The sequence below is a fragment of the uncultured Shimia sp. genome (assembly GCF_947493595.1).
GTDB lineage: Bacteria > Pseudomonadota > Alphaproteobacteria > Rhodobacterales > Rhodobacteraceae > Shimia.
Map to the genome: position 1 here is coordinate 44,995 of NZ_CANLRL010000012.1, position 26,972 is coordinate 71,966.

At 57.3% G+C, this 26,972-nt stretch carries 25 protein-coding genes; 17 read left to right on the forward strand and 8 right to left on the reverse strand.

The features are described 5' to 3' along the window. Nucleotide 1: 1 nt before the first annotated feature. Nucleotides 2–640 (reverse strand): hypothetical protein, encoded by a 639-nt coding sequence (locus tag Q0955_RS19845; protein WP_299428319.1) that lies wholly within the window; start codon nucleotides 638–640, stop codon nucleotides 2–4. Nucleotides 641–733: 93 nt separating this feature from the next. Continuing rightward, on the reverse strand, nucleotides 734–4,327 hold the full coding sequence (locus Q0955_RS19850; protein ID WP_299428322.1) for a hydantoinase B/oxoprolinase family protein: 3,594 nt from the start codon (nucleotides 4,325–4,327) through the stop codon (nucleotides 734–736). Nucleotides 4,328–4,433: 106 nt separating this feature from the next. Here Q0955_RS19850 and Q0955_RS19855 point away from each other — a divergent pair, with 106 nt between their 5' ends. The 3 genes from Q0955_RS19855 to Q0955_RS19865 all read left to right on the forward strand — a co-directional run bounded on the left by Q0955_RS19855 (nucleotide 4,434) and on the right by Q0955_RS19865 (nucleotide 7,300). Next, nucleotides 4,434–5,393 (forward strand): TRAP transporter substrate-binding protein, encoded by a 960-nt coding sequence (locus Q0955_RS19855; protein WP_299428325.1) that lies wholly within the window; start codon nucleotides 4,434–4,436, stop codon nucleotides 5,391–5,393. A 77-nt stretch (nucleotides 5,394–5,470) separates the two neighbouring features. Beyond that, nucleotides 5,471–5,995 carry a TRAP transporter small permease gene (locus Q0955_RS19860; RefSeq protein ID WP_299428328.1) on the forward strand — a complete coding sequence of 175 codons (525 nt, stop codon included), beginning with the start codon at nucleotides 5,471–5,473 and terminating at the stop codon, nucleotides 5,993–5,995. 3 nt (nucleotides 5,996–5,998) lie between these two features. Then, on the forward strand, nucleotides 5,999–7,300 hold the full coding sequence (locus Q0955_RS19865; protein WP_299428331.1) for a TRAP transporter large permease subunit: 1,302 nt from the start codon (nucleotides 5,999–6,001) through the stop codon (nucleotides 7,298–7,300). Here Q0955_RS19865 and Q0955_RS19870 read toward each other — a convergent pair. Next, nucleotides 7,297–7,803 carry a winged helix DNA-binding protein gene (locus tag Q0955_RS19870; RefSeq protein ID WP_299428334.1) on the reverse strand — a complete coding sequence of 169 codons (507 nt, stop codon included), beginning with the start codon at nucleotides 7,801–7,803 and terminating at the stop codon, nucleotides 7,297–7,299. The genes Q0955_RS19865 and Q0955_RS19870 overlap by 4 nt on opposite strands. Nucleotides 7,804–8,017: 214 nt before the next feature. Between Q0955_RS19870 and Q0955_RS19875 the strand changes: the two genes are divergently transcribed. The 7 genes from Q0955_RS19875 (at nucleotide 8,018) to Q0955_RS19905 (ending at nucleotide 17,575) form a co-directional block, all read left to right on the forward strand. Beyond that, entirely contained in the window at nucleotides 8,018–9,298 is a 1,281-nt protein-coding gene (locus tag Q0955_RS19875) for an ABC transporter substrate-binding protein (RefSeq protein ID WP_299428337.1), read from the forward strand. After that, nucleotides 9,205–11,328, forward strand: a complete 2,124-nt coding sequence (locus Q0955_RS19880; protein WP_299428340.1) for an ATP-binding protein — start codon at nucleotides 9,205–9,207, stop codon at nucleotides 11,326–11,328. Before Q0955_RS19875 ends, Q0955_RS19880 begins: the two co-directional genes overlap by 94 nt. Further along, nucleotides 11,300–12,544 (forward strand): sigma-54 dependent transcriptional regulator, encoded by a 1,245-nt coding sequence (locus Q0955_RS19885; protein WP_299428343.1) that lies wholly within the window; start codon nucleotides 11,300–11,302, stop codon nucleotides 12,542–12,544. Before Q0955_RS19880 ends, Q0955_RS19885 begins: the two co-directional genes overlap by 29 nt. 157 nt (nucleotides 12,545–12,701) lie before the next feature. Continuing rightward, nucleotides 12,702–14,027: an extracellular solute-binding protein gene (locus Q0955_RS19890; RefSeq protein ID WP_299428347.1), complete on the forward strand. Its 1,326-nt coding sequence runs from the start codon at nucleotides 12,702–12,704 to the stop codon at nucleotides 14,025–14,027. A gap of 106 nt (nucleotides 14,028–14,133) precedes the next feature. Continuing rightward, nucleotides 14,134–15,885 (forward strand): iron ABC transporter permease, encoded by a 1,752-nt coding sequence (locus Q0955_RS19895; RefSeq protein WP_299428350.1) that lies wholly within the window; start codon nucleotides 14,134–14,136, stop codon nucleotides 15,883–15,885. A gap of 32 nt (nucleotides 15,886–15,917) precedes the next feature. After that, nucleotides 15,918–16,967 (forward strand): ABC transporter ATP-binding protein, encoded by a 1,050-nt coding sequence (locus Q0955_RS19900; RefSeq protein WP_299428353.1) that lies wholly within the window; start codon nucleotides 15,918–15,920, stop codon nucleotides 16,965–16,967. Further along, nucleotides 16,964–17,575: a histidine phosphatase family protein gene (locus Q0955_RS19905; RefSeq protein ID WP_299428355.1), complete on the forward strand. Its 612-nt coding sequence runs from the start codon at nucleotides 16,964–16,966 to the stop codon at nucleotides 17,573–17,575. Before Q0955_RS19900 ends, Q0955_RS19905 begins: the two co-directional genes overlap by 4 nt. A 160-nt stretch (nucleotides 17,576–17,735) precedes the next feature. Here Q0955_RS19905 and Q0955_RS20920 read toward each other — a convergent pair whose 3' ends face one another. From Q0955_RS20920 to Q0955_RS19930, 5 genes are all read right to left on the reverse strand, one after another. Beyond that, complete coding sequence (locus Q0955_RS20920) at nucleotides 17,736–17,876, reverse strand: hypothetical protein (RefSeq protein WP_366140708.1); 141 nt, start codon at nucleotides 17,874–17,876, stop codon at nucleotides 17,736–17,738. Between the two features lie 865 nt (nucleotides 17,877–18,741). Next, a complete protein-coding gene (locus Q0955_RS19915; protein WP_299428361.1) occupies nucleotides 18,742–19,362 on the reverse strand; it encodes an efflux RND transporter permease subunit in 621 nt (206 codons plus the stop codon). Nucleotides 19,363–19,654: 292 nt separating this feature from the next. Further along, nucleotides 19,655–20,710: a YeeE/YedE family protein gene (locus tag Q0955_RS19920; protein WP_299428363.1), complete on the reverse strand. Its 1,056-nt coding sequence runs from the start codon at nucleotides 20,708–20,710 to the stop codon at nucleotides 19,655–19,657. Nucleotides 20,711–20,746: 36 nt separating this feature from the next. Next, entirely contained in the window at nucleotides 20,747–21,124 is a 378-nt protein-coding gene (locus Q0955_RS19925; protein WP_299428366.1) for a metalloregulator ArsR/SmtB family transcription factor, read from the reverse strand. Nucleotides 21,125–21,128: 4 nt separating this feature from the next. Next, on the reverse strand, nucleotides 21,129–21,479 hold the full coding sequence (locus Q0955_RS19930; RefSeq protein ID WP_299428369.1) for a hypothetical protein: 351 nt from the start codon (nucleotides 21,477–21,479) through the stop codon (nucleotides 21,129–21,131). A gap of 95 nt (nucleotides 21,480–21,574) precedes the next feature. Here Q0955_RS19930 and Q0955_RS19935 point away from each other — a divergent pair, with 95 nt between their 5' ends. The 7 genes from Q0955_RS19935 (at nucleotide 21,575) to soxB (ending at nucleotide 26,957) form a co-directional block, all read left to right on the forward strand. Next, the gene (locus Q0955_RS19935) at nucleotides 21,575–22,315 is read left to right on the forward strand and encodes a cytochrome c biogenesis CcdA family protein (protein WP_299428372.1); all 741 of its coding nucleotides are present in this window, start codon (nucleotides 21,575–21,577) and stop codon (nucleotides 22,313–22,315) included. Nucleotides 22,316–22,337: 22 nt separating this feature from the next. Beyond that, nucleotides 22,338–22,898 carry a thioredoxin family protein gene (locus Q0955_RS19940; protein ID WP_299428375.1) on the forward strand — a complete coding sequence of 187 codons (561 nt, stop codon included), beginning with the start codon at nucleotides 22,338–22,340 and terminating at the stop codon, nucleotides 22,896–22,898. 168 nt (nucleotides 22,899–23,066) lie between these two features. Beyond that, nucleotides 23,067–23,522 (forward strand): sulfur oxidation c-type cytochrome SoxX, encoded by a 456-nt coding sequence (gene soxX, locus Q0955_RS19945; protein ID WP_299428377.1) that lies wholly within the window; start codon nucleotides 23,067–23,069, stop codon nucleotides 23,520–23,522. Between the two features lie 22 nt (nucleotides 23,523–23,544). Next, a complete protein-coding gene (gene soxY / locus Q0955_RS19950; protein WP_299428380.1) occupies nucleotides 23,545–23,967 on the forward strand; it encodes a thiosulfate oxidation carrier protein SoxY in 423 nt (140 codons plus the stop codon). A 22-nt stretch (nucleotides 23,968–23,989) separates the two neighbouring features. Then, nucleotides 23,990–24,319: a thiosulfate oxidation carrier complex protein SoxZ gene (soxZ, locus tag Q0955_RS19955; RefSeq protein WP_299428383.1), complete on the forward strand. Its 330-nt coding sequence runs from the start codon at nucleotides 23,990–23,992 to the stop codon at nucleotides 24,317–24,319. A gap of 23 nt (nucleotides 24,320–24,342) precedes the next feature. Further along, nucleotides 24,343–25,173: a sulfur oxidation c-type cytochrome SoxA gene (gene soxA / locus Q0955_RS19960; protein WP_299428385.1), complete on the forward strand. Its 831-nt coding sequence runs from the start codon at nucleotides 24,343–24,345 to the stop codon at nucleotides 25,171–25,173. An 86-nt stretch (nucleotides 25,174–25,259) separates the two neighbouring features. After that, on the forward strand, nucleotides 25,260–26,957 hold the full coding sequence (soxB, locus tag Q0955_RS19965) for a thiosulfohydrolase SoxB (RefSeq protein ID WP_299428388.1): 1,698 nt from the start codon (nucleotides 25,260–25,262) through the stop codon (nucleotides 26,955–26,957). Nucleotides 26,958–26,972: the final 15 nt, after the last annotated feature.

Genomic DNA, 26,972 nt, shown 5'->3' on the forward strand with positions numbered 1-26,972 from the left:
ATCAGGCGGCTAATTTTGCTGCCAAAAGTTCCACGCAAAGCCGGATCGCACGCGTGGACGTCGCCAAGTCCATAGACGCACCATACTCCTCAAGACCGCTTTTTTCCGCAATGTTTTCAGGGGACTGAGGAATATGAACAAATCCGCTGCGCAAACTCATACCGCGCGTTTCGGCGGTATGCGCCAGTGTGTAAATCAACTGATTACACAGGTGTGTGCCAGCAGAATAAGAGAGGGCGGCGGGGATGCTTTGGGCGCGGAGTTTGGTGACCATGTCGACGCATGGAAGGGTGGTGTTGTAGGCGGCGGGGCCACCTTCGACAATTGGTGTCGCGCGCAGCTGTGCGCCAGTGACGTCAGGCACGCTGAAGTGGCGCCAGTTGATGCCGACCATTTCCGGCTGCACCACCGCAGCACCGGACACTCCGAGACCGATCCAGCCGTCGGGTTGGTGCACATCAAGCAGGCGATTTACGTTATCCTGCAAGGCGTTAGTGTCCACATCCAGTTCAACAACCACCAGATTGCAGCAGTCAAACTCTTCTTGCCCAAGACGCGCTGCAACCAAAGCAGCAGGGTTGTTTCGGGCTTTGGCCCAAGAGCCGTAACCGGACACCAAGATGGTTGGCTTTTGTGTCATTTTACCTCTCATAAACGCCCCAAATGTACGAATTTGGGACGTCGGTATTACGTCTGTATAGCGACTGTATCACGGAGGTGCGTATTTTGGCGCTTAGAGCGCGCCAAATCCGCCGCCGCCCGGTGTTTTCATCACAAAAACATCCCCCACTTCAAGGTCCGCTTGGTCATTACCCTGAAGCGCTACAACCGCGCCATCCGCGCGCACAACGCTGTTTTCACCAATCGCGCCAGAACCACCGCCCTGCGCACCGTGTGGTGGCACCACACGATGTGATGACAGAACCGTCACCGTCATCGGCTCGTTAAACCGAAGCCGGCGCACAATGCCGTTGCCGCCAGAGGTCTGCCCCTGACCGCCGGAACCCTGACGAATGGAGAACTCATCCACGCGTACCGGGAAGCGGGTTTCCAGAACCTCGGGATCGGTCATGCGGGTGTTGGTCATGTGACTGTGCACCGCGCTGGACCCGTCAAAGCCGTTCCCGGCGCCGGTGCCGCCGCAGATGGTTTCATAGTTCTGATGGGTGTCGTTGCCATAAACAAAGTTGTTCATTGTGCCTTGGCTTCCGGCAATCACGCCCAGCGCACCATAAAGCGTGTCACAGATCGCCTGGCTGACCTCGGTGTTGCCAGAGATCACCGCCGCCGGATACTTCGGATTGATCATGCTGCCTTCGGGTACAATCAAGCTCAGCGGCTTCAGACAGCCTTCGTTCATTGGAATGTCGCTGCCCACCATGGTGCGGAAGACGTAGAGCACCACCGCGCGACAGATCGCCATAGGCGCGTTGTAGTTCAGCGGGCTTTGATCCGAGGTGCCGGTGAAGTCGATGGTGGCGCTGCGCGCGGCCTTGTCGACGGAGATGGCCACCTCGATTTTGGCGCCATCGTCCAGCGGATAGGAGAAGTTACAATCGTGCAGCACGTCGAGCACGCGGCGCACGCTTTCTTCGGCGTTGTCTTGCACGTGGCCCATATAGGCCTGCACCGTGCCGTGGCCAAACTGCGTTGTGATCTTGCGCAGCTCGGTTGCGCCGGTCTCATTGGCGGCAATCTGTGCCGCGAGATCGGCCATGTTTTGATCCACGTTGCGGCATGGATATGGGCCGGACGCAAGCAGCTCACGCGCGGCCTCTTCTCGCAGGGTGCCACGATCCACCAACAGAAAGTTGTCGATCACGATGCCTTCTTCGTCGATGGTGCGGCTGTCGGGCGGCGCGGAGCCCGGGGTCTTGCCGCCAATGTCGGCGTGGTGGCCACGTGACGCCACGGTGTAGAGTATCTCCTCGCCCGCTTTGTCAAACACCGGCGTGATCACGGTTACGTCCGGCAAGTGAGTGCCGCCGTTGAACGGGTTGTTCATCATAAACACATCGCCGGGGCGGATTTTGCCCGCGTTGGTGTGCAATACGGTGCGCACGCTTTCTGACATGGAGCCCAGATGCACCGGCACGTGCGGGGCGTTGGCCACCAGATCTCCGTTTTGGTCAAACATCGCGCAGGAGAAATCATAGCGTTCTTTAATGTTCACCGAATAGGCGGTGTTGGCCAGCGTGGCGCCCATCTGTTCGGCAATCGACATAAAGAGGTTGTTGAAGACCTCCAGCATGACCGGATCAACAGAGGTGCCAATCGCCTCTTTGCGGGCCAGCGGCACAATGCGTTTGAGTACCAGATTGCCGCCCGCAGCACAGGTGGCCTGCCAGCCGTCTTCGATCATATTGGTGCCGGTGGGTTCGGTCAGGATGGCTGGACCGGTGACACTGTCACCAATGGCGAGCGTTGTACGATCAACCAGAGGAATGTCCTGCCACGCGCCGTTCAGGTGGAACGGCACGGTTGCGTCGGTCCGTGCGGCACCGGTTGGGTTGGGCATAGTGACCGGCTCGCCCGTCTGGCCAACGGCCTCTGCCTCCAAGACGTCGATGATCAAATCATCGGTGTCAGGCGCAAAACCAAAGCGTTGTTTGTGGGCCGTGACAAAGTCCACACGCATTTTGTCAGCGTTGCCAAACTCCACCGGCAGACTTTGCTGGGCACCTTGCGGACGGATATGGGCGCGTTGCTCTACGATGATGTCAACCTCGGCGACGCCTTGGCTGGCGACCTCGGCACGGGCGGCTGCGGCGATTTCGGCCAGCTGCGATGCGGCGTTGCTGTCTTCCAGCGCACACCCAAGTTGGGCCTCCCGCATGGCGCGGACGTCGGCCAACCCCATGCCAAAGGCAGAGAGCACGCCAGCAAACGGGTGGATAAAGATGCTTTCCATGCCCAGCGCGTCGGCCACCAGACAAGCGTGTTGACCACCCGCACCGCCAAAGCAGTTCATGGTGTATTTGGTCACGTCATAGCCGCGTTGCACAGAGATTTTCTTGATTGCGTTGGCCATATTTTCCACCGCAATGCGCAGGAATCCCTCGGCTAAGTCTTCCACCGATTTGTCGGTGCCAATGTCTGCTTTCAGCGTTTCGAATTTTGCGCGCACGGCGTCCGCATCCAGCGGCAGGTCGCCATTGGGGCCAAAGACATGAGGGAAATGGTCGGGGTGCAGCTTGCCCAGCAGTACGTTGCAATCAGTGACCGTGAGCGGCCCGCCGCGGCGATAGGCGCATGGTCCCGGGTTGGCACCCGCGCTTTCCGGGCCAACCTGCATGCGGCCATCGCGATACGACAGGATCGAGCCGCCGCCCGCCGCCACGGTGTGGATCGACATCATCGGGGCGCGCATGCGCACACCTGCGACCTCAGTTTCAAAGGAGCGTTCGTACTCACCGGCGTAGTGGCAGACGTCGGTCGAGGTGCCGCCCATGTCAAAGCCGATGAGCTTGTCAAAGCCGAGTTCAGCGGCAGAACGCACCATGCCCACCACACCGCCAGCGGGACCGGACAGGATCGCGTCGCGGCCCTGAAACAGGCTGGCATCAGTCAGGCCACCGTTGGATTGCATGAACATCAGGCGGTCACAGCCCCCCTGATCCGTGCCCAGCGCATCGGCGACTTGATCGACATAGCGACGCAGGATTGGCGAGAGGTAAGCGTCCACCACAGCGGTGTCGCCGCGCCCAACCAGTTTGATCAGCGGGCTGGCCTCATGGCTGAGTGAAATTTGCGAGAAGCCGATCTCCTCGGCCAGTTTGCCTAGACGCTGCTCGTGATCCGGGAAGCGGTAGGCGTGCATCAGCGCGATAGCAACAGAGCGGAAGCCTTTGGCGTGCGCCTCGGCCAGCGCGACACGGGCGGCGCTTTCATCCAGTTCGGTGATGATGTTTCCGTCCGCATCCAGACGCTCGTCGATTTCGATGACCTCATCATAGAGGAGTTCCGGCAATTGGATGTCGAGGTCAAAAAGTTTCGGGCGATTCTGATAGCCAATCCGCAGCAAATCGCGCAGACCTTTGGTGATCAACAGCACCACAGGCTCGCCTTTGCGTTCCAAAAGCGCGTTGGTGGCCACCGTTGTGCCCATTTTCACGGCAGCGATCTTGCCCTCGGGAATCGCTGTGTCGGCGTCCAGTTTCAGCAAAGTGCGGATGCCATGCACCGCCGCGTCCCGATAGATTTCCGGGTTTTCTGACAAGAGCTTATGGCTGTGCAGCGCGCCGTCCGGGGCCTTGGCCACAATGTCCGTGAACGTGCCGCCACGGTCGACCCAAAACTGCCACTTCTCTGCTGGTTGCGTGGACATGCCGTTCTCCTCGAATCAACTTTATTGTTGCTTTATGTTTATAACGCTGACAATTTGTCAACGTAATGTAATTATCAGAATCGTAAAAACGAACAGGGAGCAACCTATGAAACATGTAATCGCCTTCACGGCGGCGCTGACCTGCGCCGCCCCTGCTTATGCAGACGCCTGGGACATGCCAACGCCTTATGGCGACAGCACCTTCCACACCCAGAACATCGCGCAGTTTGCCGATGATGTGCGTGAAGCCACCAATGGCGATCTGGACATCACCCTGCACACTGCAGGCTCTTTGATCCCACACGCGGAGATCAAAAACGCCGTGCGCTCGCGTCAGGTGCCTGCTGGTGAATTCTTCCTGTCCCGCCTGTCCAATGAAGATCTGGCCTATGGCATCGACAGCCAACCGCTGGTGGCGACGTCTTACGACGAAGCCAAGAAACTGTGGGATGCGCAAAAGCCGGTTGTGACTGAGTTGTTGGCCGAACAAGGTCTGATCCCACTATTCTCCGTGCCATGGCCAGCCCAAGGCCTGTATACCAACGGCGAGATTGCCACTGTGGATGATCTGAACGGCCTGCGTTTCCGTGCTTATAACGCCGCGCTGGAAGAATTTGCCACACTGGCAGGTGCTGCGCCGGTGCAGGTTGAGGCCTCCAACATTCCTCAGGCCTTCTCCACCGGTCAGGTGCAGGCGATGATCACCTCGCCCTCCACCGGCGTGAACTCCACCGCTTGGGACTTTGTAACCCACTACAGCCCGATCAACGCCTGGGTGCCAAAGAACATCGTTGTCGTGAACCAGCGCGTGTTTGACAAGCTGAGCGACGACACCAAAGCGGCCGTTCTGGCAGCCGCAGCCACCGCGGAAACCCGCGGTTGGGAGATGTCTGCAGCGGAAGCTGAGGCAAAAACCGCGGAGCTCGCGGCAAACGGCATTACCGTTTACGAGCCAAGCGCGGCACTGGTCGAAGGCCTGCAGGGCATCGGCACCAAAATGCTGGACAACTGGAAAGGCAATGCCTCTGACGCGGCCCTGTCGATCCTGACCACGTATCAGCAATAACCACCACTCACGAAAGACCGGCGACACCCCGTGCCGCCGGTCTTTTTGTATCACCAAACCGATGGGGAGAGGTTTGTATGCACCGTTTTCTAAACGCAACTTATAAGGCCGCAGGGATGTTCAGCGCCTTTCTGATCCTGGCAATTTGCCTGTTGATCAGCGCGCAGATCGTGCTCAATGGCGTGGGCCGTTTGATGCCCGGCGTACTGCCCTCGACCATCCCATCATACGCAGATTTCGCCGGTTTCATGCTGGCAGGAGCCACTTTCCTGGCCATGGCTTACACATTGCGCTCCGGCGGGCACATCCGTGTGAACCTCGTGGTGCAGCGCCTGTCTCCCCGCGTTGTGCTTATCGCTGAATTCCTCGCCCTCACCGTTGCCAGCGTCTTTGTTGGCTACGCGCTCTACTTCAGCGGCGCACTGGTACTGGAAAGCCTACACTACGGCGATGTGTCCAATGGCATCATCCCAGTGCCACTTTGGCTGCCGCAATCCGCCATGACCTTCGGCATGGGTTTGTTGCTTGTCGCGCTGCTGCACACGCTTGTGGAGCTGGTGACAACCGGCTCCCCCGTCCTCAGCACTCCAGACGAGGTGTAAGTCATGGCTGATCCGTTAATTGCTTTGGTCCTGCTGGGCCTGCTGCTTCTTTGCTTGGCGGCAGGTCTTTGGGTGGCTTTGTCACTTGGTGTTGTGGCGCTTGTAGCGCTGTTGGCCTTCTCCAACGCGCCAGCTGGACTGGTATTGGCCACCACATTCTGGGGCCACTCCCACAGCTGGGCGTTGACCGCCCTGCCTTTGTTTATCTTAATGGGGGAAATCCTCTTACGCTCGCGCCTGAGCAACGACATGTTCTCTGGCCTCGCGCCATGGCTTGGCCGCGCGCCGGGACGGCTTTTGCATGTGAACGTCTTTGGCTGCGCCATCTTTGCTGCCGTGTCCGGCTCCTCTGCCGCCACCGCCGCCACGATTGGCCGGATGTCTGTGCCGGAGCTGACCGAGCGGGGCTATCCGCAAAGCCTGATCCTCGGCACATTGGCGGGCTCGGCTACGCTGGGCTTGTTGATCCCACCATCAATCATCCTGATTGTTTATGGCGTGGCGACTGAGCAATCCATTGCGCGGCTATTCATTGCAGGTGTGTTGCCAGGTGTCATGCTGATCACCCTGTTTGCCGGCTACGTGGCGGTGCGCGCATGGTTGAACCCGGAATTGATCCCGCAAGAAGCCAAACAGTTCAGCTTTGCAGAGCGCATCAAAGCCTCCCGCAACCTGATCCCCGTGGCCCTACTGATCGTAGGCGTGATTGGCTCGATCTACACCGGACTGGCGTCCCCTACAGACGCTGCCGCCTTGGGCGTGGTTCTTGCGACGCTGTTGGCATGGCTCTCTGGCGGGTTTAGCTGGAAGCTATTTATGGATGCGCTGCTTTCTGCCACGCGCACCTCCTGCATGATCGCCTTTATCCTGCTGGGTGCGGCTTACCTGTCTGTGGCGATGGGCTTCACTGGTCTGCCGCGCAACCTCGCGACCTGGATCGCCGAGATGAACCTGTCGGCCCCCATGCTGCTGTTTGCGCTGACCATCTTCTTCATCATCCTAGGCTGCTTCCTGGATGGCATTTCTGTGGTGGTGCTGACCACCTCGATCATCATGCCGATGATTGCCGCCGTGGGCATCGACCCACTGTGGTTTGGTATCTATCTGGTGATCGTGGTGGAGATGAGCCAGATCACCCCGCCTGTGGGCTTCAACCTGTTTGTCATCCAAGGCATGACCGGCATCAACATTTTGGAGGTGGCCAAAGCGGCCTTCCCCTTCTTCTTGTTGTTGCTGGTGGGCGTGGGTCTGATCGCGGTGTTCCCGCAGATCGTGACCTACCTGCCCGAACTGATGAGCCGCTAAAGCGAGGCGGCGGCCCGGCTGGCCTGATCATACTGGCCGGACAGAAGACGCAGACTGGAGGCGATGTCACGCATGTCGTCTCCGGTCATATCCAGACGCGACAGTCCTTCAACAAAGCAGCGATCGCGCACGGTGCGATAGTCTTCGCACAGCGCGATGCCAGCTTCGGAGGGACGATAAAACACCTCTTTGCCGCGCTTTTCGGATTCAATCAGCCCCATCTTCAACAGCTTTTTGAGCGCGTAGTTGACCGTATGGCTGTCCTCGATATTGAGCAAAAACCCAATGTCTGTCAGGCGCTTATCCCGATCTCTGTGATTGAGATTGTGCAGTACCAAAATCTCAAGCGGCGTCATATCGGCGTTGCCAGCGGCGGCCATGCAACGGGTCATCCAACGCGAAAACGCGTTGTATGCAATGATCATGCCGTATTCGACTTCCGAGGCTTCCCAGCCGTCGCCTTCGGCAAGGTGGCGCGAAGAGACAATGCGTCGTTTTTCCATGGTATGACCCCATCATATCGGTAAATTGCCAGCGTGTTTTCAGCGTACCCCCATGATTAAGGACATGCAAACCCAGTAAATCCTGCGCGTTTTTCGGAAAAATACATGTGTCACGTCATCGGTTGCCAGCTTGGACTTGCTCGCTATGCTGCCGAGTCACGATGCGTGCCTATCGGTTAAACGGGAAGATCGCGTCTGTTTGGGGGGACATGCAGTGGCAAAATCAATGCGGGAAGCGGTGACGTGGCTCAAGGGCTCTATGACATTTGCGGCCTGTTCCCTCGGCATACTCGCCACATCCTTACAGGCCGAACAACTGCGTGTGCTGACTTCCATGCCGCCCAGTTTCTACCAACCGTTTGTGACAGAGTTCGGGGCGCGTTTTCCGGATATCGAAGTCGCCATGCTCAATAAAAACACCAATGCTTCTGTGGATGAGTTGCTGCGCGGCAATGAACGGCAGTTTGATGTGTTTTGGTCCTCGTCTCCGGAAGCGTTTGAACTGTTGCTCCAAAATGGACATTTGGCGGTGTCAGAAACATCCGGAGCGCCGGAGGTATATTCCTTTGCCTACTCCGCCTTGGGCTGGACCCAAAAACGTGCAGGCCCAGCGGCCAAAACCGCAGGCTGGGACGCACTTTTGTCATCCGACAGAACCGGCACCATTGCGATGGCACGGCCTTCGCGCTCCGGCTCGACCCATATGATGCTGGAACGCACGTTACAGGTGCGCGGCTGGCAGGAGGGGTGGGCCTACCTGCTGGAACTGGCAGGGAATTTGAGCACCATCACGGCGCGCAGTTTCACCGTGTTGGACGGCGTCGCCAATGGACGGTTTGACGTTGGCCTGACGATCGATTTCCTGGCCCATGCGCGGACAGAGGACAACCTGGCATTTGTCTATGGCACACCGGTGATGGTCACCCCCGCTCGGATAGGCATTCTGGCGGGCGGGAACGCACCAGCCGCGGCGCGCCACTTTGTTGACTTTGTGATTTCCGACGCCGGCCAAAGGCTGCTGACTGCGCCGGGCATTGCGCGCACGCCGCATTCCGCCAGCATTCGGGCAGAAGCCACCGCTCCGTATCATCAAGTCTTGGAGGACGCGCTGACGTTGAATTGGTTGGAATATGATGCGGCTCTGGCCAGTGAACGGTACTGGGCGGTCAATGCGTTGTTTGACGCCTTTGTGTTTGAGGTGTTTGAGACGCGCCGCGAGGCTTGGCGCAGGCTGCGCGCCCTGGAAGGTCTACGCGAAGCGCCCACTGTGGAGATGCACAGAATCCGACGCCTTTTGACATCCATTCCGATTGGTGAGGCCGATGTTGGCAACGAAGGGCAGACCACCAGTGGCAATGCTTTTGCCACCCTGTCGGACCAACAGAAAGACAGCGTGCAAGCATGGCGCGCGGCGTCACGGCGCAGTCTGCAGGAAGCGGACAGCTTGTTGCGCGCCTTGGAGAAGCGGGCAGCACAAGACGTGGTGCGCGACTGATGCGGGCGGCATTTCCCAAACGCCCACGCGCGTCCGTCTGGAACCGATTGTTGCTCAGCATTTCCGGCATCATCCTGATTGTGTGGTTGGTGCTGGCGGTCTCAATTGGGTTTTTCCTAAAAGCCCAGCGCGACTATGCCGCCATCGCCTCAGAACAAATCCCGGCGCTGGCGGCGGTGAGCGCCTTGGCCGAACATTCGGCACAGCTCTCCACCATGGCCACACAGATTGTGGGGCAGAGCACAAATGCAAACACCAGTGGCGACTTTTTGGACATCAAAAATGCGCTGTTGGGCAGCCTGGATGCCATCACCAAGACCAACGAAACCAATGCTGCTGCTGAGGTGGTGGCCCATGTCACGGACGAGTTGGGCCACATTCAGGCGCTGCAAACGGCCATTTCGCAAGCGGAGCGCCAGATGGGCACACAGCTTAATGCGTTGCGGTGGCTCAATGCAGATGTACAGGATGAGGTGGACCCGCTTCTGAGTGACTTTTCCTTCAACATCGCGCTGGCCATGAGCAGCATCGTCAACAGCGCCGACGCCAATTTCCGCGCGCGTCAGGCGATTTTGATCGAAGGGGAAGCCCGCCAAAGGGACACAGTCCGGCGTTTGGGAGACGGCACCGCCAATGTCGCCACCCTAGTGTTTCAGGCAGCGGTTGCGGAAAGCATACCCCGGCTACAGCAACTGCGTGGTTTGACAGATGACGCGCTGGTGCGCATGTCGCTGTTGCAACAACAATTGCCCCACAAACCGGAACTGGCCACATTGCGCCAATCGGTCGATGCGTTGGTGCCGGTGGCCACCAGCAAGACTGGGGTGTTCAGCCTGCGCCGCACCTGGTTGGACGGGCAGGCGCAAATTCTGACCAGCCTCTCCACGTTACAGGCCGATCTGAGCAAACTGCAAACCACCCTGTCCACGGCAGGCGCAGAGCAACGGGCACGCATTCTGGAAGACACCGATAAAGCCCGACGGGCGTCTGCTGTCGCTATCCGTTGGCTGGTAGGTTTGACCCTGTTGGCGGCCTTTGTTGGGGTGGCGGTTTTGTTTGGCTATGTGCGCAGTGGCATTGTGCGCCCGCTGCGGCAAATGACCAAAAACCTCAGTGACATTGCACAAGGTCAGAACCTAAAACTGCCACCAAACAAAGAAGACGACGAGATCGTGCAGCTCTCGGTGGCCATTTCCGAGTTTGAACGCTCCATTGAAACACGTGACGCCGCTCTGGCTTCGCTTGAAAGCGAGGTGCAGGAGCGCCGTCGCGCAGTGGAGACCCTCAAACAAACGCAGATGGAGCTGATTCAAGCCGGGAAAATGGCCGCGTTGGGCCAGATGTCGGCTGGCATTGCACATGAGTTGAATCAGCCTTTGGCCGCGATGCAGCACCGGTTGCAATTGCTGGACGGCTATGTGGCGGAAGGCGATGCGGAGATGACTGCGCGGCAATTGTCCCGTCTGGACGGTCTAATTGAGCGCATGACCCGCACGATCGCCTATCTGCGCAACTTTGCGCGGCGCTCGGAATTCAGCGAGGACAGACTCCCTCTGGATGAACTGGTGAGCGACTCTCTGGCACTCTTGAAAGCACGCGTTGCGCAGGAGGCCACCGAGATCACGGTGGCGGACGACCTGCCCCAGTTGACTGTGATCGGGGATAAAATCCTGATCGAACAGGTGCTGGTCAACATCCTGTCCAACGCGCTGGACGCCACCCAGCAAGCAGATCGACCGGGCCAGATCACCATCAGTGCCCAATTGATCGACAATTTGGTGCATCTCTCGGTGCGCGACAATGGTGCGGGGTTTGACCTGATCCCCGCGACAGAGGCTCTCGACCCATTTGTGACCACTAAGGAGGTTGGAAAGGGGCTGGGACTGGGCTTGTCGATTTCCTACAACATCATGAAAGACCTGAACGGCGACTTGCAACTGAGCCCCAACACGGATGGGCCGGGCGCAACGGCAACGCTTGTTCTACGCAAAGGGGGAACAGATGCAGGCGCAAATAATCTTAGTGGATGACGACGACGATCTGCGCGACGCGGTTCTGGACACCTTTGAAAAACACAAGCTGCCGGCCAAAGGGTTCGCTCGCGCAGCGGATGCGTTGGAGGCGCTTGATCCCGAGTGGCCCGGTGTGGTGCTCAGCGATATTCGCATGCCCGGCATGGACGGGTTGGCCTTCCAGGAAGAGGTCAAACGGCTTGCGCCGGATGTGCCGGTGATCCTGTTCACCGGCCACGGAGATGTGCCGGTTGCGGTACAGGCCATGCGCAACGGGGCCTTTGAGTTCCTCGAAAAACCGGTGCACCCGGATCACCTGCATCAGGTGGTATTGCGGGCCTTGAAAATGCGCAGCCTGCAGGTGGAGCTGACCAACCTGCAACACAAGACACGCGAGACATTGCCGTTGGAAGAACGGCTTGTTGGGCGTTCTAAAGTCATGCGGTTTGTGCGACGCGACCTGCAAGCGGTGGCGCCATTGCAGGTGGATGTGTTGTTGTGGGGGCAGGACGGCACCGGCAAGACCGCCGCCGCGCGGGCAATCCATGATCTGTCCCCAAATGCCGGTGGCAACTTTGTCGTGGTGAACTGTTCCGCCGTGTCGCAAGACACCATTGAGCGCACGTTGTTTGAGGACGGCGGCGCGGTGGCGCGGGCATCGGGCGGCACCTTGCATTTGCAAGACATCGAAGCCCTGTCCGATCAATTGCAGGCGCAGCTGCTGCGGATTTTTGACAGCGCCGATGCGCCGCGCGTGGTGGCCTCTGTCAGTCAGAAACCAGAGGACCTTCTGGCAGCGAGTAAACTGCGCAGCGACCTTCTGTACCGGATCAATGTGGCCCAGATTGAGATGCCGCCGCTCAAAGAGCGGGGGCGGGATGTGTTTGTCCTGCTTGACCATTTCATTCAGCGCGCCGCCGCCCGCCATGGTAAATCCCAAAAGGCGCTGCCGGTGCCGGATCTGGATGCACTTGGCAAATACACCTGGCCCGGCAATGTGCGGGAATTGCGCAATGTGGCTGAAAAGCTGGTGGTGGGTCTGACCGTGCGTCTGGACGAACGGGCCTCGGCGGCGGTCACGGAAACCTATGACGAGGCCATGCTGCGGCACGAGCGCGACCTGCTCAGCAACGCGCTGATTCAAAGCGGTGGACGCAAGGCGGCGGCGGCAGAGTTGCTCGGTATCCCGCGCAAACGGCTGTACCTGCGCCTGAAGCACTGCGGCATTGATTGAAAATCGGTCGAATTTGACACAATTTCACGTGTCAAATTTGACCCAAACCCACAATCAAAACGGTTTCGAAATCATCCGTTGAGCCTTTTGAGATTGGCTCGCTAGGGTTTGGCCATTGTTGGGCTATACTTGTGATGCCCATCCATGGGAGGAAAATATGAAACGAACTTTTCGCACATCTGTGGCCGCTCTGGCCCTGAGCTCTGCATCCGCAGCCTTTGCGGCGGACAAGGTGGTTGTGGTCACCTCATTCCCCAACTCGATGACCGGTCCGATTGAGGCGGCTTTTGAAGCGGCTAATCCGGGCATTGATCTGGAGATCCTGAACAAGAAGACCTCCGCAGGTGTGAAATACATTCAAGAGATTTCAGACGCCAACACGGCGGACATCTTCTGGGCCTCCGCGCCAGATGCGTTTGAAGTGCTCAAAGGTGACGGACTACTGGCCTCCGTCGAGATCAACTCTGACGGCATTCCAGAGAAAATCGGCGCTTATCCGATGAACGATCCAGACGGCAAGTATTACGGCTTTGCCGCCGCTGGTTATGGCATCATGTGGAATGAGCGTTACCTGAAAGCCAAGAAGCTTGAGCCGGCCAAAAACTGGGCAGAGCTGAAAGACGCCGCCTATCATGGCCACGTGGGCATGTCCGCGCCGTCACGCTCCGGCACCACCCACCTGACTGTGGAAACCGTTCTGCAGGGCGAAGGCTGGGACAAAGGCTGGGCCGAATGGAAGTGGATTGGCGGTAACTTCTCCACCGTGACCGAACGTTCGTTTGGTGTGCCAGATGGCGTGAACACCGGCAACTTTGGCTTGGGTATTGTGATCGACTTCTTTGGCTTCAGCTCCAAAGCCTCCGGTTTCCCGGTTGATTTTGCCTATCCGGAAGTGACCGCGCTGGTGCCTGCCAACATCGCAGTGGTGAACAACGCCCCCAATGAGGCTGCGGCCAAAACCTTTGTGGAATACCTGCTGACACCGGCTGGTCAGGAAGTGTTGCTGGATCCGGCAATCATGCGTTTGCCGATCAACCCAGCCACTTACGCAAGTGCGCCAGAAGGCTTCCCTAACCCGTTTGAAGACGGCTCCATTGGGGCGGCTGTGAAGTTTGACGTGGCCAAATCCGGTGCACGTTACAACCTGGTGAACTCCATGTTTGACGTGATGATCACCTACCGTCTGGATGACCTGCGCGCTGCCGTGGGCGCGGTTCAAGCCGCCGAAGCCAAGCACGCCGGTGGGGACAATGCGGAAGCCAAAGCGCTGATCGCAGAGGCCCGCGCCTTGATCGACGCCAACCCGATTGACGAAGCGACGTCGATGGATGCGGAGTTCGCTGGCATCTTCACCAAAAAGCGCAAGAAAGCCACCGACACGGTTGGCGAGCGCCAGGCTGAAGTGGAACAGCGTTGGGATGCTATGGTGGTGGAAAACTACCGCAAAGCCAAAGAGCTGGCTGACAAAGCCGCCGCTCTGTAACGCACCTCCCGCGGGGCGGCACCATGCTGCCCTGCCCTTCGCGCTTTGGTGCAGGTCACTCCCCGGCACCAAAGCCACTCTCCTCTAAATTCTCGGGTAATTTCCCATGTCGAATGCCTCGCCGCACTCCAACGGCGGTCCGTCTCTGCTTGACCGTCTTCCGGCGTCGATCCTTCCGCGCGTGTCCGGGCTTCATGCCGCCGCGCTGATCATTGCCATCCTGCTGATCGGTTTGCTGATCATCCCTGTCCTGCAAGTCATCTACGTTGCCTTTCTGGACCCAAACACCGGCGCGCTGACGTTGCAGAACTTTGTGGACTTCTTCCGCACGTCACTGTTCCGCGAAAGCTTCTGGAACTCTTTCTACGTCTCCGCCATGTCGGTGGTGTTTGCCACTGTCATCGCCCTGCCATTGGCCTACATCACCACCCGCTTCAACTTTGCCGGCTCGGTGGTGATCCAAAGCCTTGGTTTCATCCCGCTGATCATGCCGCCCTTTGTTGGCGCGGTGGCGATGCAGCTGATCTTTGGTCGCAACGGCACGCTCAACCTGCTGATGGAAGAGAAGTTTGGCATCAACATCCCTTTCATGGAGGGGCTCAATGGCGTCATTCTGGTGCAGTCGATCCATTATTTCCCGTTTATCCTGATCAACCTCTCCACCAGCCTGCGCAACATCGACCGCTCGATGGAAGAAGCCGCACAGAACCTCGGTTCCCAAGGCATGCGTCTGTTCCGTCGGATTGTGTTCCCGCTGGCCATGCCTGGTTACGTGGCGGGCGCTGCGCTGGTGTTCATCAAGGTGTTTGACGATCTTGGCACGCCGCTGCTGCTCAACGTGAACAATATGCTGGCGCCACAGGCCTTCCTGCGGATCAGCTCGATTGGGATCAGCGACCCGATGGGCTATGTGATCAGCTTTATTCTGGTGGCCTTCTCGATCTTCTCGCTCTGGGCGTCCTTCCTTGTGATGCGCGGCAAAGACTACTCCACGGTGCAAAAAGGCGGCGGTGGTCTGTCTCGGCGTGACCTGCGCACAGGGGAAAAGATTGCCGCATATGCGGTAGTGGCCTTCATTCTCATTCTGGTGCTCAGCCCGCACATTGGCCTGACCCTGCTCAGCTTTGCCACCATCTGGAGCTTTGCGCCGCTGCCAGACGGGTTCACGCTGCAGAACTACGTGGTGATGTGGGAGAACTCGAAGCAGTTCATCACCAACACGGTGATCTATGCGGGCATCGCAGCCGTTCTCGACGTGATCATTGGCACAGCCATTGCCTATATCGTGATCCGCACCGGCATCTGGGGCCGTAAGTCGCTGGACTACCTCGCCACCGCCGCTTTGGCTGTGCCGGGTGTGGTGCTGGGCATTGGATACCTGCGGGTGTTCCACTCCATCGACATCCCGTTTACGGATAAACCGATGGCCAGCTGGTGGGTGATCATTGCGCTTGCCCTGATGATCCGCCGCCTACCCTATGCATTGCGTGCCTGTACCGCCGCATTGCAACAGGTATCTCTGGCGCTGGAAGAAGCTGCGGAAAGCCTTGGCGCAACCAAAGGCTCCACCATTCGCCGGATTGTCATCCCGCTGATGTCGGGCGGCATCCTGGCGGGCTTTGTGACCTCCTTTGCCACGGCAGCCGTGGAACTCTCGGCCACCATCATGCTGGTGAGCTCGGAAAGTGACGCGCCGCTGGCTTATGGCATCTACCTCTTCATGCAAACGCCGTCCGGACGTGGCGCTGGCGCAGCCCTTGGTGTGGTTGCGGTCATCATCGTCGGCCTCGGCACCTTCCTGTCGCAGCTGATGATTGAGCGCGACAAGAAATTCAAATCCACGGATCAGTCGCACTAAACGTGCGGGAGTATAGAACTATGACAAATCAAATGGTCGGAATTGAAATCAACGATCTGCACCTCTCCTTTGGCGAAACCGAGGTGTTGACCGGGGTGAACCTCGACATTCAACCGGGCGAGTTCTTCGCCTTCCTTGGGCCCTCAGGCTCTGGCAAATCGACGCTGTTGCGCTCCATTGCTGGGTTTGGGCCCACACCGCAAGGCAGCATCCGCATTGGCGGGCGTGATGTGGTCAACTTGCCACCGTGGAAACGCAATGTGGGCATGGTGTTTCAATCCTACGCGCTGTGGCCACATATGTCGGTGCGCGACAACGTCGGCTTTGGTCTCAAAGAACGCAAAATGCCTGCCTCGGAGATTGCGCCGAAAGTCGACGCCGCCCTTGAATTGGTTGGGCTGAGCCATTTGGCAGACCGCATGCCAAACCAGCTTTCTGGCGGGCAACAACAGCGGATAGCGTTGGCCCGTACAGTGGTTGTGGAACCTGAAGTGTTGCTGCTGGATGAACCGCTTTCCAACCTGGACGCCAGCCTGCGGGTACAAATGCGCCGGGAGTTGTTGGCGCTGCAACGCAAGTTGGGGCTGACCACCATCTTTGTGACCCACGATCAGGAAGAGGCCAACACCACCGCAGATCGCATGGCGGTGTTGGACAAAGGTGTGATCCAGCAAATTGGCACACCACAGGTGTTGTATGACACGCCGGAAAACCTGTTTGTGGCGGAGTTTCTCGGCACCGCCAATATCCTCGGTGGGCAAGTGGAACGTGACGGGGGTGCCAAGCGTTTCCGCACCAGTGCGGGCGACGTGCTGGCCCTAAACGACGGCCACGAGGGTGCAGGCTCTATTGTTCTGCGACCGCAGAACATGCAGATCGTGGATCAAGCGGGGGCAGACACCCTGCCCGGCACCATCTTGCATCGCGAGTTTATGGGCAGCCAAGTGCGCTACATTGTGCGCACATCGGGCACCGAAATGATTGTGGATCAGTTTCACCACGTGGGACATGACTGGCGCGACACCGGCAGTGATGTGCACCTGAAGGTCAACACCAATGAAGCGGTGATTGTTGCCTCATGAGCTTTGTCTATACCGGCCCGCGCCTGCTTCTGTTGCGCCATGGCGAAACAAAATGGAACCGACAGGGCCGGTTGCAGGGCCGCAAAAACTCACCACTCACGGACCTGGGGCGGGCGCAAGCCCGCCAACAGGGTGAAATCCTGAAACAGATCAACGGCATCGCGCGCTTTGATGCGGTGTGTAGCCCACTCGGGCGGGCGCAAGAAACCGCGCGGATTGCGCTTGGGGCTGTTGGCAAACTGCCCCGGCTTGATCCTTTGGTGGCAGAGATCAACGCCGGCGCGTGGGAAGGCAAAACCTACCGGGAAATTATCGGGTCCGACGAATCCTTTGAGGATCACAAGATGATGCGGCTCTTCCTGACGGCCCCTGGCGGCGAAGGCTATGACGCCCTAAGGGACCGATGTGAGGCCTTTCTAAGCGGGTTGGAGCGCCCAACCATCCTGGTGTCTCATTCCGTGACGCTCTGTATGATCCGCGGTCTCATTCGTGGTCTATCACAAAAAGACATAGAGGCGTTGGATCGTCCGCAGGGCGTGGTTTATGACATAAAAATGGGACAAGAAACGCTTTGGTCGCCACATAGCGTTCCAACCACCTGCGCCTGATACCAACAGGTAGAAAGCCCAAAGGCCAATCAAGCACCCAAATTCAAATGGGCCCTCTCAAGCGGGGCTGAGAACGTAAGGGCGGGACGCCTAGCCAGTGACCTGTGCCCATGAAACTCATTCTGCCTGCGTGAAAGCCCAATAGGTGCCGCGTTACAAACTACTTTAACAGCACGTGGTACAGCCAAGGCACCACAAACAATGCCAGCACGGAGGTCACTCCGAGACCGCCTAACATCAGTGCGGCCATCGGTTTCCAAAGTGTACCGCCAAAAGCTGCCATTGGAACAAGGTCGACCACTATGGTCAGTGACCTGAGAACGATCGGGCGAAACCGCTTTTGCGCCCCTGCGACAGGAATTGAATTGTATCATCAGCGCCACCACAATCGGAATAAGCGCATAGGGCATGCCATTGGCGAGTTTTACCCGCACAATCGCCGCCATCTCAATCTCGCCTCCGATTGTTATTTGGTACGACACCCCGATGTCACTGGCCAGCTGATCCAATGACGGCGACACATACGCCAGGAGCTCAAATGTGGTCATCTGATCGGAGCTTGCGGAAACGGTCAAGGCGCGGCTTTGGTTGAGACGGCGTATCACGGACAGCTTGGGATCCAGAACCAGCTCTGACATTTGATCCAACCCGGTCACGCGCACCTGCGCCTTAGACGCCGCGTTCCGCAAGGCGCGGTCTTTGCGCCTGTCTTTTGCAGCGCCGCGCAGCACAACATCCACCGGCGTGCGGCCGGAATCTGCACCTCCAAAACCGGTACCCGGCTGGCTGTCGCCACCTGCTTGTTCCGAAAACTCGCGCTGGGAAACCAAAACAACGCCGCGTCCCGTGCTTTGCGCATGATCGGGCCCACATCCGCAGGGCTAACCGTGTTTACCAACAGAAAGGCAGCCGCCGGATCCGCCTCCATTCGGTCCATCGGCAACACAACGCACGGGCCACCATCGCCGACAAAAATCGACACGTTTGCCACACCGGGGTTTGCCGCGCGCAACCAATAGAAGTACACACCGCAGAAACAGCACTGGCGCTTGCAACCTCAGGCGCACCGCTTTGGCGTAAGCGGCTGACAAACGATCAAAGGCAACCTGTTTTCTATCCGTCCGTGCCCGCGTGCCAATGGTCCAGACGGCCAACCTCGGCAAAAATTACAACGCGGTGAGCAATGGCCCTATCAGCATGAACAGCACCAAGGTGACCAAGGAGAATGCGTAGGCGCCCTCATTTCTACCCAGCAGGAACAACGGCAGAAACGCCGCAACGGTGGTGACCGAAGACACCGTCAGGGGCATGGCAAACACCCCACCTGCCGTACACGCGGCTTTCACAGCCGCCTGACCAGAGCGGATGCGACGCTGAATGTCCTCAACAACAACCTGCCCGTTGTCCACCAACATGCCCAGGCTGATGATAATGGCGGCCAAGGAGACTTGTTGCAGCTCAATGCCCAGCATTGTCATGCCCAAAAATGCGAAGCTGATGGAAAGCGCAACGTTGGCCGCAATGGTGAACCCGTCACGCCACCCGAAACATAACAGCATGATGACCAACACAGCCAGGAAGGTCTGCCATAAATTCAGCATCGCACCACTTATGGTCGCGCTGACAATGTCGGACTGCAAAGTCGAGTACTCCAAGTACAACCCCACAGGCATGTCCTGCACAAATTGTTCGGTGATGCGCTGCAGCTGTGGCCCCAGTGTCGTCACCTCCACATCCTGGGCCATCTCCACAGCCAGGATCACGGGCTGGTCTCCGTTTTGAAACACCGGTGCCTGAGGCGGGGCCGCGTATGCCGTTCCGACAGCTTACTCAGCACGGAAAGCGCGGAAACTGCGGCAGCAAGCTTAGGATGTTGCGTTTCGGATCGTCTTTGGTGTCGGGGTGATTGCCTGCCACATCTTTTCGGTTACCGGCAGCCCAGTTGTTGGAACCCCAAAAGAGCCCACCGCTACAGGCCCTAAACGCCATTGATGCACGCAATTTCCGCTGGGCGCCTGCGTCGGAGAATTGCAACCTGGGCAAAGGCGCGCCTAATTCCGCTCGCAAATGGTCCGGCGGTCACTCGGCTAAATGAAGCCCGGCAATGAGGTGCCTCAATCCAAAAGCGGCACCGATCATGACCGAAATGAAGGCCACCGGAGCGCTGAAGGACAGCACTGAGAATGCCGACAAACCCTGCCCCACACTGCACCCAACGGCCAAAATAGCACCTGGTCCCATAAGTGCAGCGCCGAGCATCTGGCGCTTAAGTTCGCGCGGATCATCGCAGGCTTCCCATCGGAAATGGCCCTTTCGGACGGACCCGATCAATGCCCCCAAAACAACTCCAACGACTGACCCCACACTGAAGGATAATTCGTTGCCGGAGGCCGTCATTGCGTAATAGATCGTGTCCCCAATTGGCGCAGCAAACGAGTGTGACTCTACGGGCTCATTGCCGAAGCCAACTTGAGCAACCCAATAGGTTCCTACCCATCCTGATACGACAACTATGCCAACAATAAACCCCCAGAAGACCATCGCTGGCGACTTCAGCATCCGCGGTGACGCCAATGAAACGCCAAGTATCGCGACACCAATAAAAAGTCCGGCGCCCAAAGAATTTAGACCCAAAGTCGTCTCAAATAGCCCCGTAAAACCTTGAGGTGTAGATGCACCCTCTTGAACCGGAAACAACCAAACACGGAGGTGAGCCAGTGGACCAGACATCACCAGATAGGCAGACAGCCCCAAAACAATGACAATAACAAAGGCGCGGAAGTCTCCACCGCCCAGCCGCGCAAGGGCGCCGTATCCACAGTTGCCGGACAAAGCCATACCATAGCCGAACATCAATCCGCCGATCACTGTTGCAGCGGGGTTCCAAACACGAGTGAGATAGGCCGCCTCGCTGCCATCCATTGCGCCGGTCGCAATTGCAATTTGAGTGCCGACAACAGCCCCCCCTATTGCAACGCCCCACATGCGCATACGGCGGTCATCAGACGAGTAAAGAAGGTCCTCAATAGCTCCGAGCGTGCAGAACCGCCCAACCCGAGCGGCAAGGCCTAGGAGCACACCGCCAACAAGACCGATGAGTGCTACGGCGTTGGCTTCTCCAAAAAAATCAAGCATACGGGCTCCTCCCCAAGACCGAACGCAAAGGTTTCGTCATTCGTCCTGGCAGAACAACTCGTAGACCACTTCCATAATCTTTTTCGGCCGGTCGTCGACCAAACTGTAGTAAATGGTCTTGCCATCGCGACGCGGCTTGACGAGCCCTTCCAACCGCAGTCTGGATAGCTGCTGAGAGACCGCCGCTTGGCGGGCGGACAGAAGATCTTCCAGCTCCGTGACAGATTTCTCGCCAGAAGCAAGCTGGCAGAGGATCATCAAGCGCCCCTCGTGGCTGATCGCTTTGAGGAAATTGGAGGCGTTCTGTGCGTTCGCCATCATTTTGGCCATATCTTCCGGACACGTATTCGCGTCAAAGACAGGCAGCTTCGATTTTGAGGCCGAGGTTTCAGATACGGTTTGCGCTTCAGTCATGTGTTCAGCTTCCAGAGGTGTCAGGCTCAATTGAAGATCGTTTTAACATTTCAGACACCAGCCCCCAGAAGAAATCTTCACCGGGGTAGCCTTCAATGCGGTCTTTTTCAATTCCGTTTACTAATAGAATAAAGGTGGGCGTGAAAACCACGCTGCGTGCCAGCGCGACATTTGGGAGCGGGTCATGGATGTCATGCCGTTGCAGGGGCGCAATTTGCCCCTCCGCGGTTTTTGGGTAAATCGGCGCGATCTCTTCGTTCCATCGGGCACACCAAAGGCAGCCCTCCTCCTCCATCATCAGAAGAACGGTCTCGGCGTGTGTGGGCGCCGACAAGTTTACAAAAATGATGGTCAAGAGCGCCCATATTTGACGCACATCGAAACTCCCAGTTGACCGACTTACGAAATAACATAATCTAATATGTGAATTTATCAAGATCAGAGTTCGCGATGTTTGACGTCACTGCCGCAGGAGCCTTCGTGGCCGGACTATTGTCCTTCGTGTCACCTTGCATACTGCCAATAGTCCCTTTTTATCTCAGCTATCTGGCTGGTGTCAGCATGTCCGAGATTTCCGCAGACGCTGAGGTTCCGCCTGCAGTTCGGCACCGTGCCTTTGTTATGGCACTTTGCTTTTCGCTTGGCGTCATAGTCGTTTTTATGGGCTTGGGCGCCACCGCAACTGTATTTGGGCAACTCGTCCGCGAGTACTTCGATGTCTTGAGGTGGATCGCGGCGGCGGTGATCATTGCGATGGGATTGCACTTCCTCGGGGTCATCAGAATTGGGTTCCTTTACCGCCAATTCAGAATGGATGCCGGGGAAACAGACAGTGTTGGCTTGATGGGCGCCTTTGTCATTGGCTTGGCCTTTGCATTTGGCTGGACCCCATGCGTCGGGCCTGTATTGGCCGCAATCCTATTTACCGCGGCCGGTCAAGAAACAGCGGGTCATGGCGCCTTGCTTTTGTTTGTTTACGGAGTCGGCATGACTGCGCCATTTGTCATAGCGGCGATCTTTGTGGCGCCATTCATGCGATGGATGGCGCGGTTCCGTCGACACCTTGGAACCGTCGAGAAAATCATGGGCGCGTTTTTGATCTTATTCGGGCTGATGATCGCCACAAACACTGTGAACGTCATTGCCCAATGGATGCTTGAAGCTGTGCCCTGGTTTAGCTCGGTTGGATAAAATCGTGAGACGGAGAAAGACAATGAAGACACCTTGGATGACGCTTATTGCAAGCATTCTGGCCTTGCCTCTCTGCGCTGCAGAAATGGGAGATGACGGGCTGCACAAGGCACCGTGGATGCGGGACACCTTCAAAGATCTTCGCGAGGATCTTGAAGAAGCCAATGGCGAGGACAAACGTCTTCTAATCCTGATTGAACAACGCGGATGTATCTACTGTCGCAAGATGCACGAAGAGGTCTTCGTCGTTCCAGAGATCGCAACAATGTTGGAAGATCAATTCTTTGTTGTGCAAATCAACATGTTTGGCGACGTGGAGGTCACGGATTTCGATGGGGTCACTTTATCGGAAAAAGATATGGTCAAGCGCTGGGGTGCCCTGTTCACGCCCAATATGATCTTCTTACCGCAAGACGTGGATGAAGACGCGACGGCAGTGCAGGCCGCCGTGGCCAACATGCCCGGAGCCTTTGGCAAGCATACCACCAAAAACCTGCTCAGTTGGGTGCTGGAGGAGGGTTACAATGGCGATGAGCCCTTCCAAAAATACCATGCGAGAAAATTCTCCGAGCAAAGCCAGTAAGAGGAGATTTCCCTTACGTACGCCCATCTTGGGAAATAATATTCCAAAAAATGCTGCACCTGCAAACAGATGCATAAATTCATGTAAATGAATTTGTTGTTGCGTTCCTTGATTTGTGTGCCTTAGTCTACCGAGTACCAAGGCAAAGAATCTACCAAGGGAGGGCACATGAAACGTGCACTGGGAGGAGCTGCGATCATCGCACTTTGCGCGTCCATCGGAGCGGCGAATGAAGTCGATCCATCCGACGTTATGTTTGAAGAAGGCGTGGTCAACGCGTCTCTGACAGGACAGGCAGGTGATGCTGTGTCCGGGCGCAAAGTTTTCGCAAACCGCAAGCAGGGCAACTGCCTCGCATGCCACACAAATGCGGACATACCGGAACAGAGTTTCCACGGAGAAGTTGGCCCGACGTTGGACGGAGTGGCGGACCGCTGGTCAGAGGCTGAACTGCGCGGGATCGTGACCAACGCAAAAATGATTTTCGAAGGCACAATCATGCCAGCCTTCTACATCAATGCAGGATACGAGCGGCCCTTGGGCAAGTTCGATGGCAAATCCATTCTGTCGGCCCAGCAGGTCGAAGACGTGATTGCCTACCTGATGACACTCGAAGACGAGTGATCAAATTCTTGAGGAGACTAGAATGCAACTAACACGTCGAGATCTGCTGGTCATGGGATCTGTGGGCATGGGCGCCACCCTGATGGGCGCACTTCCTGCAATTGCGTCCCTGACTGACGACGAAATTGCCAAAATCACCGGAGGGGCCGATGTCAGCGAGGGTGATCTGGCTATCACCGCACCTGAAATTGCCGAGAACGGCAACACGGTTCCAATCGAAGTCACCGCGCCTGGCGCTGTGATGGTCGCCATTTTTGCGGATGGCAATCCAGTGCCCAATGTGGCGTCGGTCAAGTTTGGCCCAATGAACCCTTCGCGAAGCGCATCCACGCGCATTCGCTTGGCAAAAACTCAAAACGTTGTGGCCATTGCGCAGATGGAAGACGGATCTTTCCAGAAAGCAACGTCCAACGTGAAAGTGACCATCGGCGGCTGCGGCGGCTGAACCAGAGACGAGGAGAACAAACATGGCATCTGGTGTAAAACCCCGCGTGAAAGTCCCGAAGTCGGCTGCGGCAGGCGAAACAATCGTTATCAAAACCCTGATCAGTCACAAAATGGAAAGCGGACAGCGCAAGGACGGCGATGGCAATGTCATCCCACGTTCGATCATCAACCGCTTTACAGCTGATTTTAACGGTCAGAACGTGATCGACGTGACGCTGGAACCGGCAATTTCCACAAACCCCTACTTCCAGTTTGAATCGACCGTCCCTGAGGCCGGAGAATTCAAATTCACCTGGTACGACGATGACGGGTCCGTCTACGAAACTGCCAAAAAAATCAGTGTGTCCTAAGGCGCACGCAAAGGGAGGAAGGCATGCGTAGAATAACAACTTTGATCGCTGTATCGACGCTCGCCGTGGGCGCAGCGACAGCACAGGATAGCAATGAGCTGTCCATCGACGGCGCCCCAATGGTGACGGAGGTCGCGGCGCCGGCCCATATGGAAAACGTTGACACAATCTATTCCGGCTGGCGATTCCGATCCGTGGAAACGCAATCTCTGGAAATGGATGATTTTGACAACCCGGCGTTTGTGTTTGTCGACAAGGGCATCGACCTTTTTGATGCGGTTGACGGCTCAGAAGGCAAAGCCTGTGCGTCCTGCCACGAAGATGTGGCCGAGTTCGCAGGCTTGCGTACCAAACTTCCAAAGGTCCAAGACGGTGAACTGGTCACGATGGAGGAGCTCGTTAATGGGTGTCGGACCGAACGGATGGGCGCAGAGCCATGGAAATGGTCCGGCGGCGACATGACCGCCATGACCGCCTTGATCGGCCTTCAGTCTCGGGGAATGCCCATTGATGTGGCGATTGATGGCGATGCGGCTCCGTTCTGGGAAAAAGGCAAAGAGTTGTATTACACCCGTGTAGGGCAGCTTGATATGGCCTGCTCCAATTGCCACGAAGACAACTATGGCGTGATGATCCGCGCGGATCATCTAAGCCAGGGGCAGATCAACGGCTTCCCCACCTACCGCTTGAAAAATGCCAAACTGAATTCCTCACACGGCCGTTTCAAGGGCTGCATGAAAAACATTCGTGCGGAACCCTACAAAGAGGGTGGCGAAAAATTCAAAGCGCTGGAATTGTACCTGGCGTCTCGCGGCAATGGGTTGTCAGTCGAAACCCCTTCAGTGCGCAACTAAACGGAAAATGGGCTCGCTTTGTGTAGGCGGGCCCATTCTCACAACCAATAAATTCACACATGCGAATATGTAAGGAATAAAGCAGGATGATTTCGCGACGTGACTTTCTTCAAGTCGGTATGGCAGCCTCGGCAATTGTCGGAGCCTCAGGATTTGGCAATTGGGCGCGGCTGGCCGCGCAACAGTCTTTGACGCAGGATCAACTGCTGCAATTTGATACCTACGGTAACGTGTCGCTAATCCACGTCACGGACATCCACGCTCAACTCAAACCGATCTACTTCCGCGAACCCTCTGTGAACATCGGCGTCGGCGCAAACAAAGGCGCAGTCCCGCACATCACCGGCGCTGATTTTCGCAAAGCCTATGGCATTGCGGATGGGTCTCCGTCCCATTACGCGCTTAGCGCCGGAGACTTTTCCTCTTTGGCCAAAGGGTATGGCCGCGTCGGTGGGCTCGATCGTGTGGCCACCGTGATCAACGCCATTCGTGCCGACAGACCGGACGCAATCCTCTTGGACGGCGGCGACACATGGCACGGGTCCTACACCTGTTACCACACGCAGGGTCAGGACATGGTCAATGTGATGAACGCACTCAAACCGGACGCCATGACCTTCCACTGGGAATTCACCCTTGGCAGCGACCGCGTGGCCGAAATCGTTGAAAATCTTCCTTTCGCTGCGCTCGGCCAGAACATTTTTGACGCCGAGTGGGACGAACCCGCAGAGCTGTTCCCTCCCTACACCTTCTTTGAACGTGGCGGCGCCAAAGTCGCGGTCATTGGTCAGGCTTTCCCCTACATGCCAATCGCCAACCCAGGTTGGATGTTCCCTGAGTACAGTTTTGGCATTCGTGACGAACATATGCAGAAGATGGTGGATGAGGTGCGCTCCCAAGGCGCGGACTGTGTTGTTGTGCTGTCGCACAACGGCTTTGACGTCGACAAGAAGATGGCCACCGTGGTCAAGGGGATTGACGTGATACTCTCGGGCCACACGCATGACGCCTTGCCAGAGCCGGTGGTGTCCGGTTCAACGATCATCGTGCCGTCAGGGTCTAACGGCAAATTCGTGAGCCGCGTGGATTTGGATGTACGCGACGGCAAAATGATGGGCTATCGCCACAAACTGATCCCCATTTTTTCGGACATCATTACGCCCGACGCTGACGTCGCCAATCTGATCGATGCCCAGCGCGCGCCTTATGAAACTGCGATGCGGGAAGTCATCGGCCAAACGGACTCCCTTCTGTATCGCCGCGGAAATTTCAATGGCAGCTGGGACGACCTGATCTGTGATGCCTTGCTGTCCGAACGGGACGCCCAAATCGCATTGAGCCCCGGCGTTCGCTGGGGGCCAAGCTTGATCCCTGGACAGGACATCACCCGCGAAGACATCTGGAACGTCACCTCCATGTCCTACGGCGAAGCTTATCGCTCCGAAATGACCGGAGAGTTCCTGAAGATCGTTCTGGAGGATGTGGCCGATAACATCTTCAACCCCGACCCCTACTACCAACAGGGCGGAGACATGGTCCGCACCGGTGGGCTTGGCTACCGGATCGACATTTCCAAGCCGCAGGGCGAACGGATTTCCAACATGACGTTGCTAAAGACGGGCGAAACCATTGACCCATCAAAATCCTACGTGGTGGCGGGATGGGCCAGCGTCAATGAAGGCACCGAAGGTCCCAAAATCTGGGACGTGGTCGAAAGTCATATTCGTAAACAGGGCACCGTGACGGTGCAGGAGAACAACAGCGTCGACGTGGTTGGCGTTTGAGGAAAGAGGAGCATC

Coding starts and splice junctions, on each gene's coding strand:
- soxY (WP_299428380.1), top strand. CDS start 23,545: ATGCAACTAACACGTCGAGATCTGCTGGTCATGGGATCTGTGGGCATG.
- soxA (WP_299428385.1), top strand. CDS start 24,343: ATGCGTAGAATAACAACTTTGATCGCTGTATCGACGCTCGCCGTGGGC.
- Q0955_RS19885 (WP_299428343.1), top strand. CDS start 11,300: ATGCAGGCGCAAATAATCTTAGTGGATGACGACGACGATCTGCGCGAC.
- Q0955_RS19880 (WP_299428340.1), top strand. CDS start 9,205: ATGGCGCGCGGCGTCACGGCGCAGTCTGCAGGAAGCGGACAGCTTGTT.
- Q0955_RS19900 (WP_299428353.1), top strand. CDS start 15,918: ATGGTCGGAATTGAAATCAACGATCTGCACCTCTCCTTTGGCGAAACC.
- Q0955_RS19865 (WP_299428331.1), top strand. CDS start 5,999: ATGGCTGATCCGTTAATTGCTTTGGTCCTGCTGGGCCTGCTGCTTCTT.
- Q0955_RS19850 (WP_299428322.1), bottom strand. CDS start 4,327: ATGTCCACGCAACCAGCAGAGAAGTGGCAGTTTTGGGTCGACCGTGGC.
- Q0955_RS19890 (WP_299428347.1), top strand. CDS start 12,702: ATGAAACGAACTTTTCGCACATCTGTGGCCGCTCTGGCCCTGAGCTCT.
- Q0955_RS19855 (WP_299428325.1), top strand. CDS start 4,434: ATGAAACATGTAATCGCCTTCACGGCGGCGCTGACCTGCGCCGCCCCT.
- Q0955_RS19895 (WP_299428350.1), top strand. CDS start 14,134: ATGTCGAATGCCTCGCCGCACTCCAACGGCGGTCCGTCTCTGCTTGAC.
- Q0955_RS19925 (WP_299428366.1), bottom strand. CDS start 21,124: ATGACTGAAGCGCAAACCGTATCTGAAACCTCGGCCTCAAAATCGAAG.
- Q0955_RS19940 (WP_299428375.1), top strand. CDS start 22,338: ATGAAGACACCTTGGATGACGCTTATTGCAAGCATTCTGGCCTTGCCT.
- Q0955_RS19845 (WP_299428319.1), bottom strand. CDS start 640: ATGACACAAAAGCCAACCATCTTGGTGTCCGGTTACGGCTCTTGGGCC.
- soxB (WP_299428388.1), top strand. CDS start 25,260: ATGATTTCGCGACGTGACTTTCTTCAAGTCGGTATGGCAGCCTCGGCA.
- Q0955_RS19935 (WP_299428372.1), top strand. CDS start 21,575: ATGTTTGACGTCACTGCCGCAGGAGCCTTCGTGGCCGGACTATTGTCC.
- Q0955_RS19860 (WP_299428328.1), top strand. CDS start 5,471: ATGCACCGTTTTCTAAACGCAACTTATAAGGCCGCAGGGATGTTCAGC.
- Q0955_RS19870 (WP_299428334.1), bottom strand. CDS start 7,803: ATGGAAAAACGACGCATTGTCTCTTCGCGCCACCTTGCCGAAGGCGAC.
- soxZ (WP_299428383.1), top strand. CDS start 23,990: ATGGCATCTGGTGTAAAACCCCGCGTGAAAGTCCCGAAGTCGGCTGCG.
- Q0955_RS19920 (WP_299428363.1), bottom strand. CDS start 20,710: ATGCTTGATTTTTTTGGAGAAGCCAACGCCGTAGCACTCATCGGTCTT.
- Q0955_RS19905 (WP_299428355.1), top strand. CDS start 16,964: ATGAGCTTTGTCTATACCGGCCCGCGCCTGCTTCTGTTGCGCCATGGC.
- soxX (WP_299428377.1), top strand. CDS start 23,067: ATGAAACGTGCACTGGGAGGAGCTGCGATCATCGCACTTTGCGCGTCC.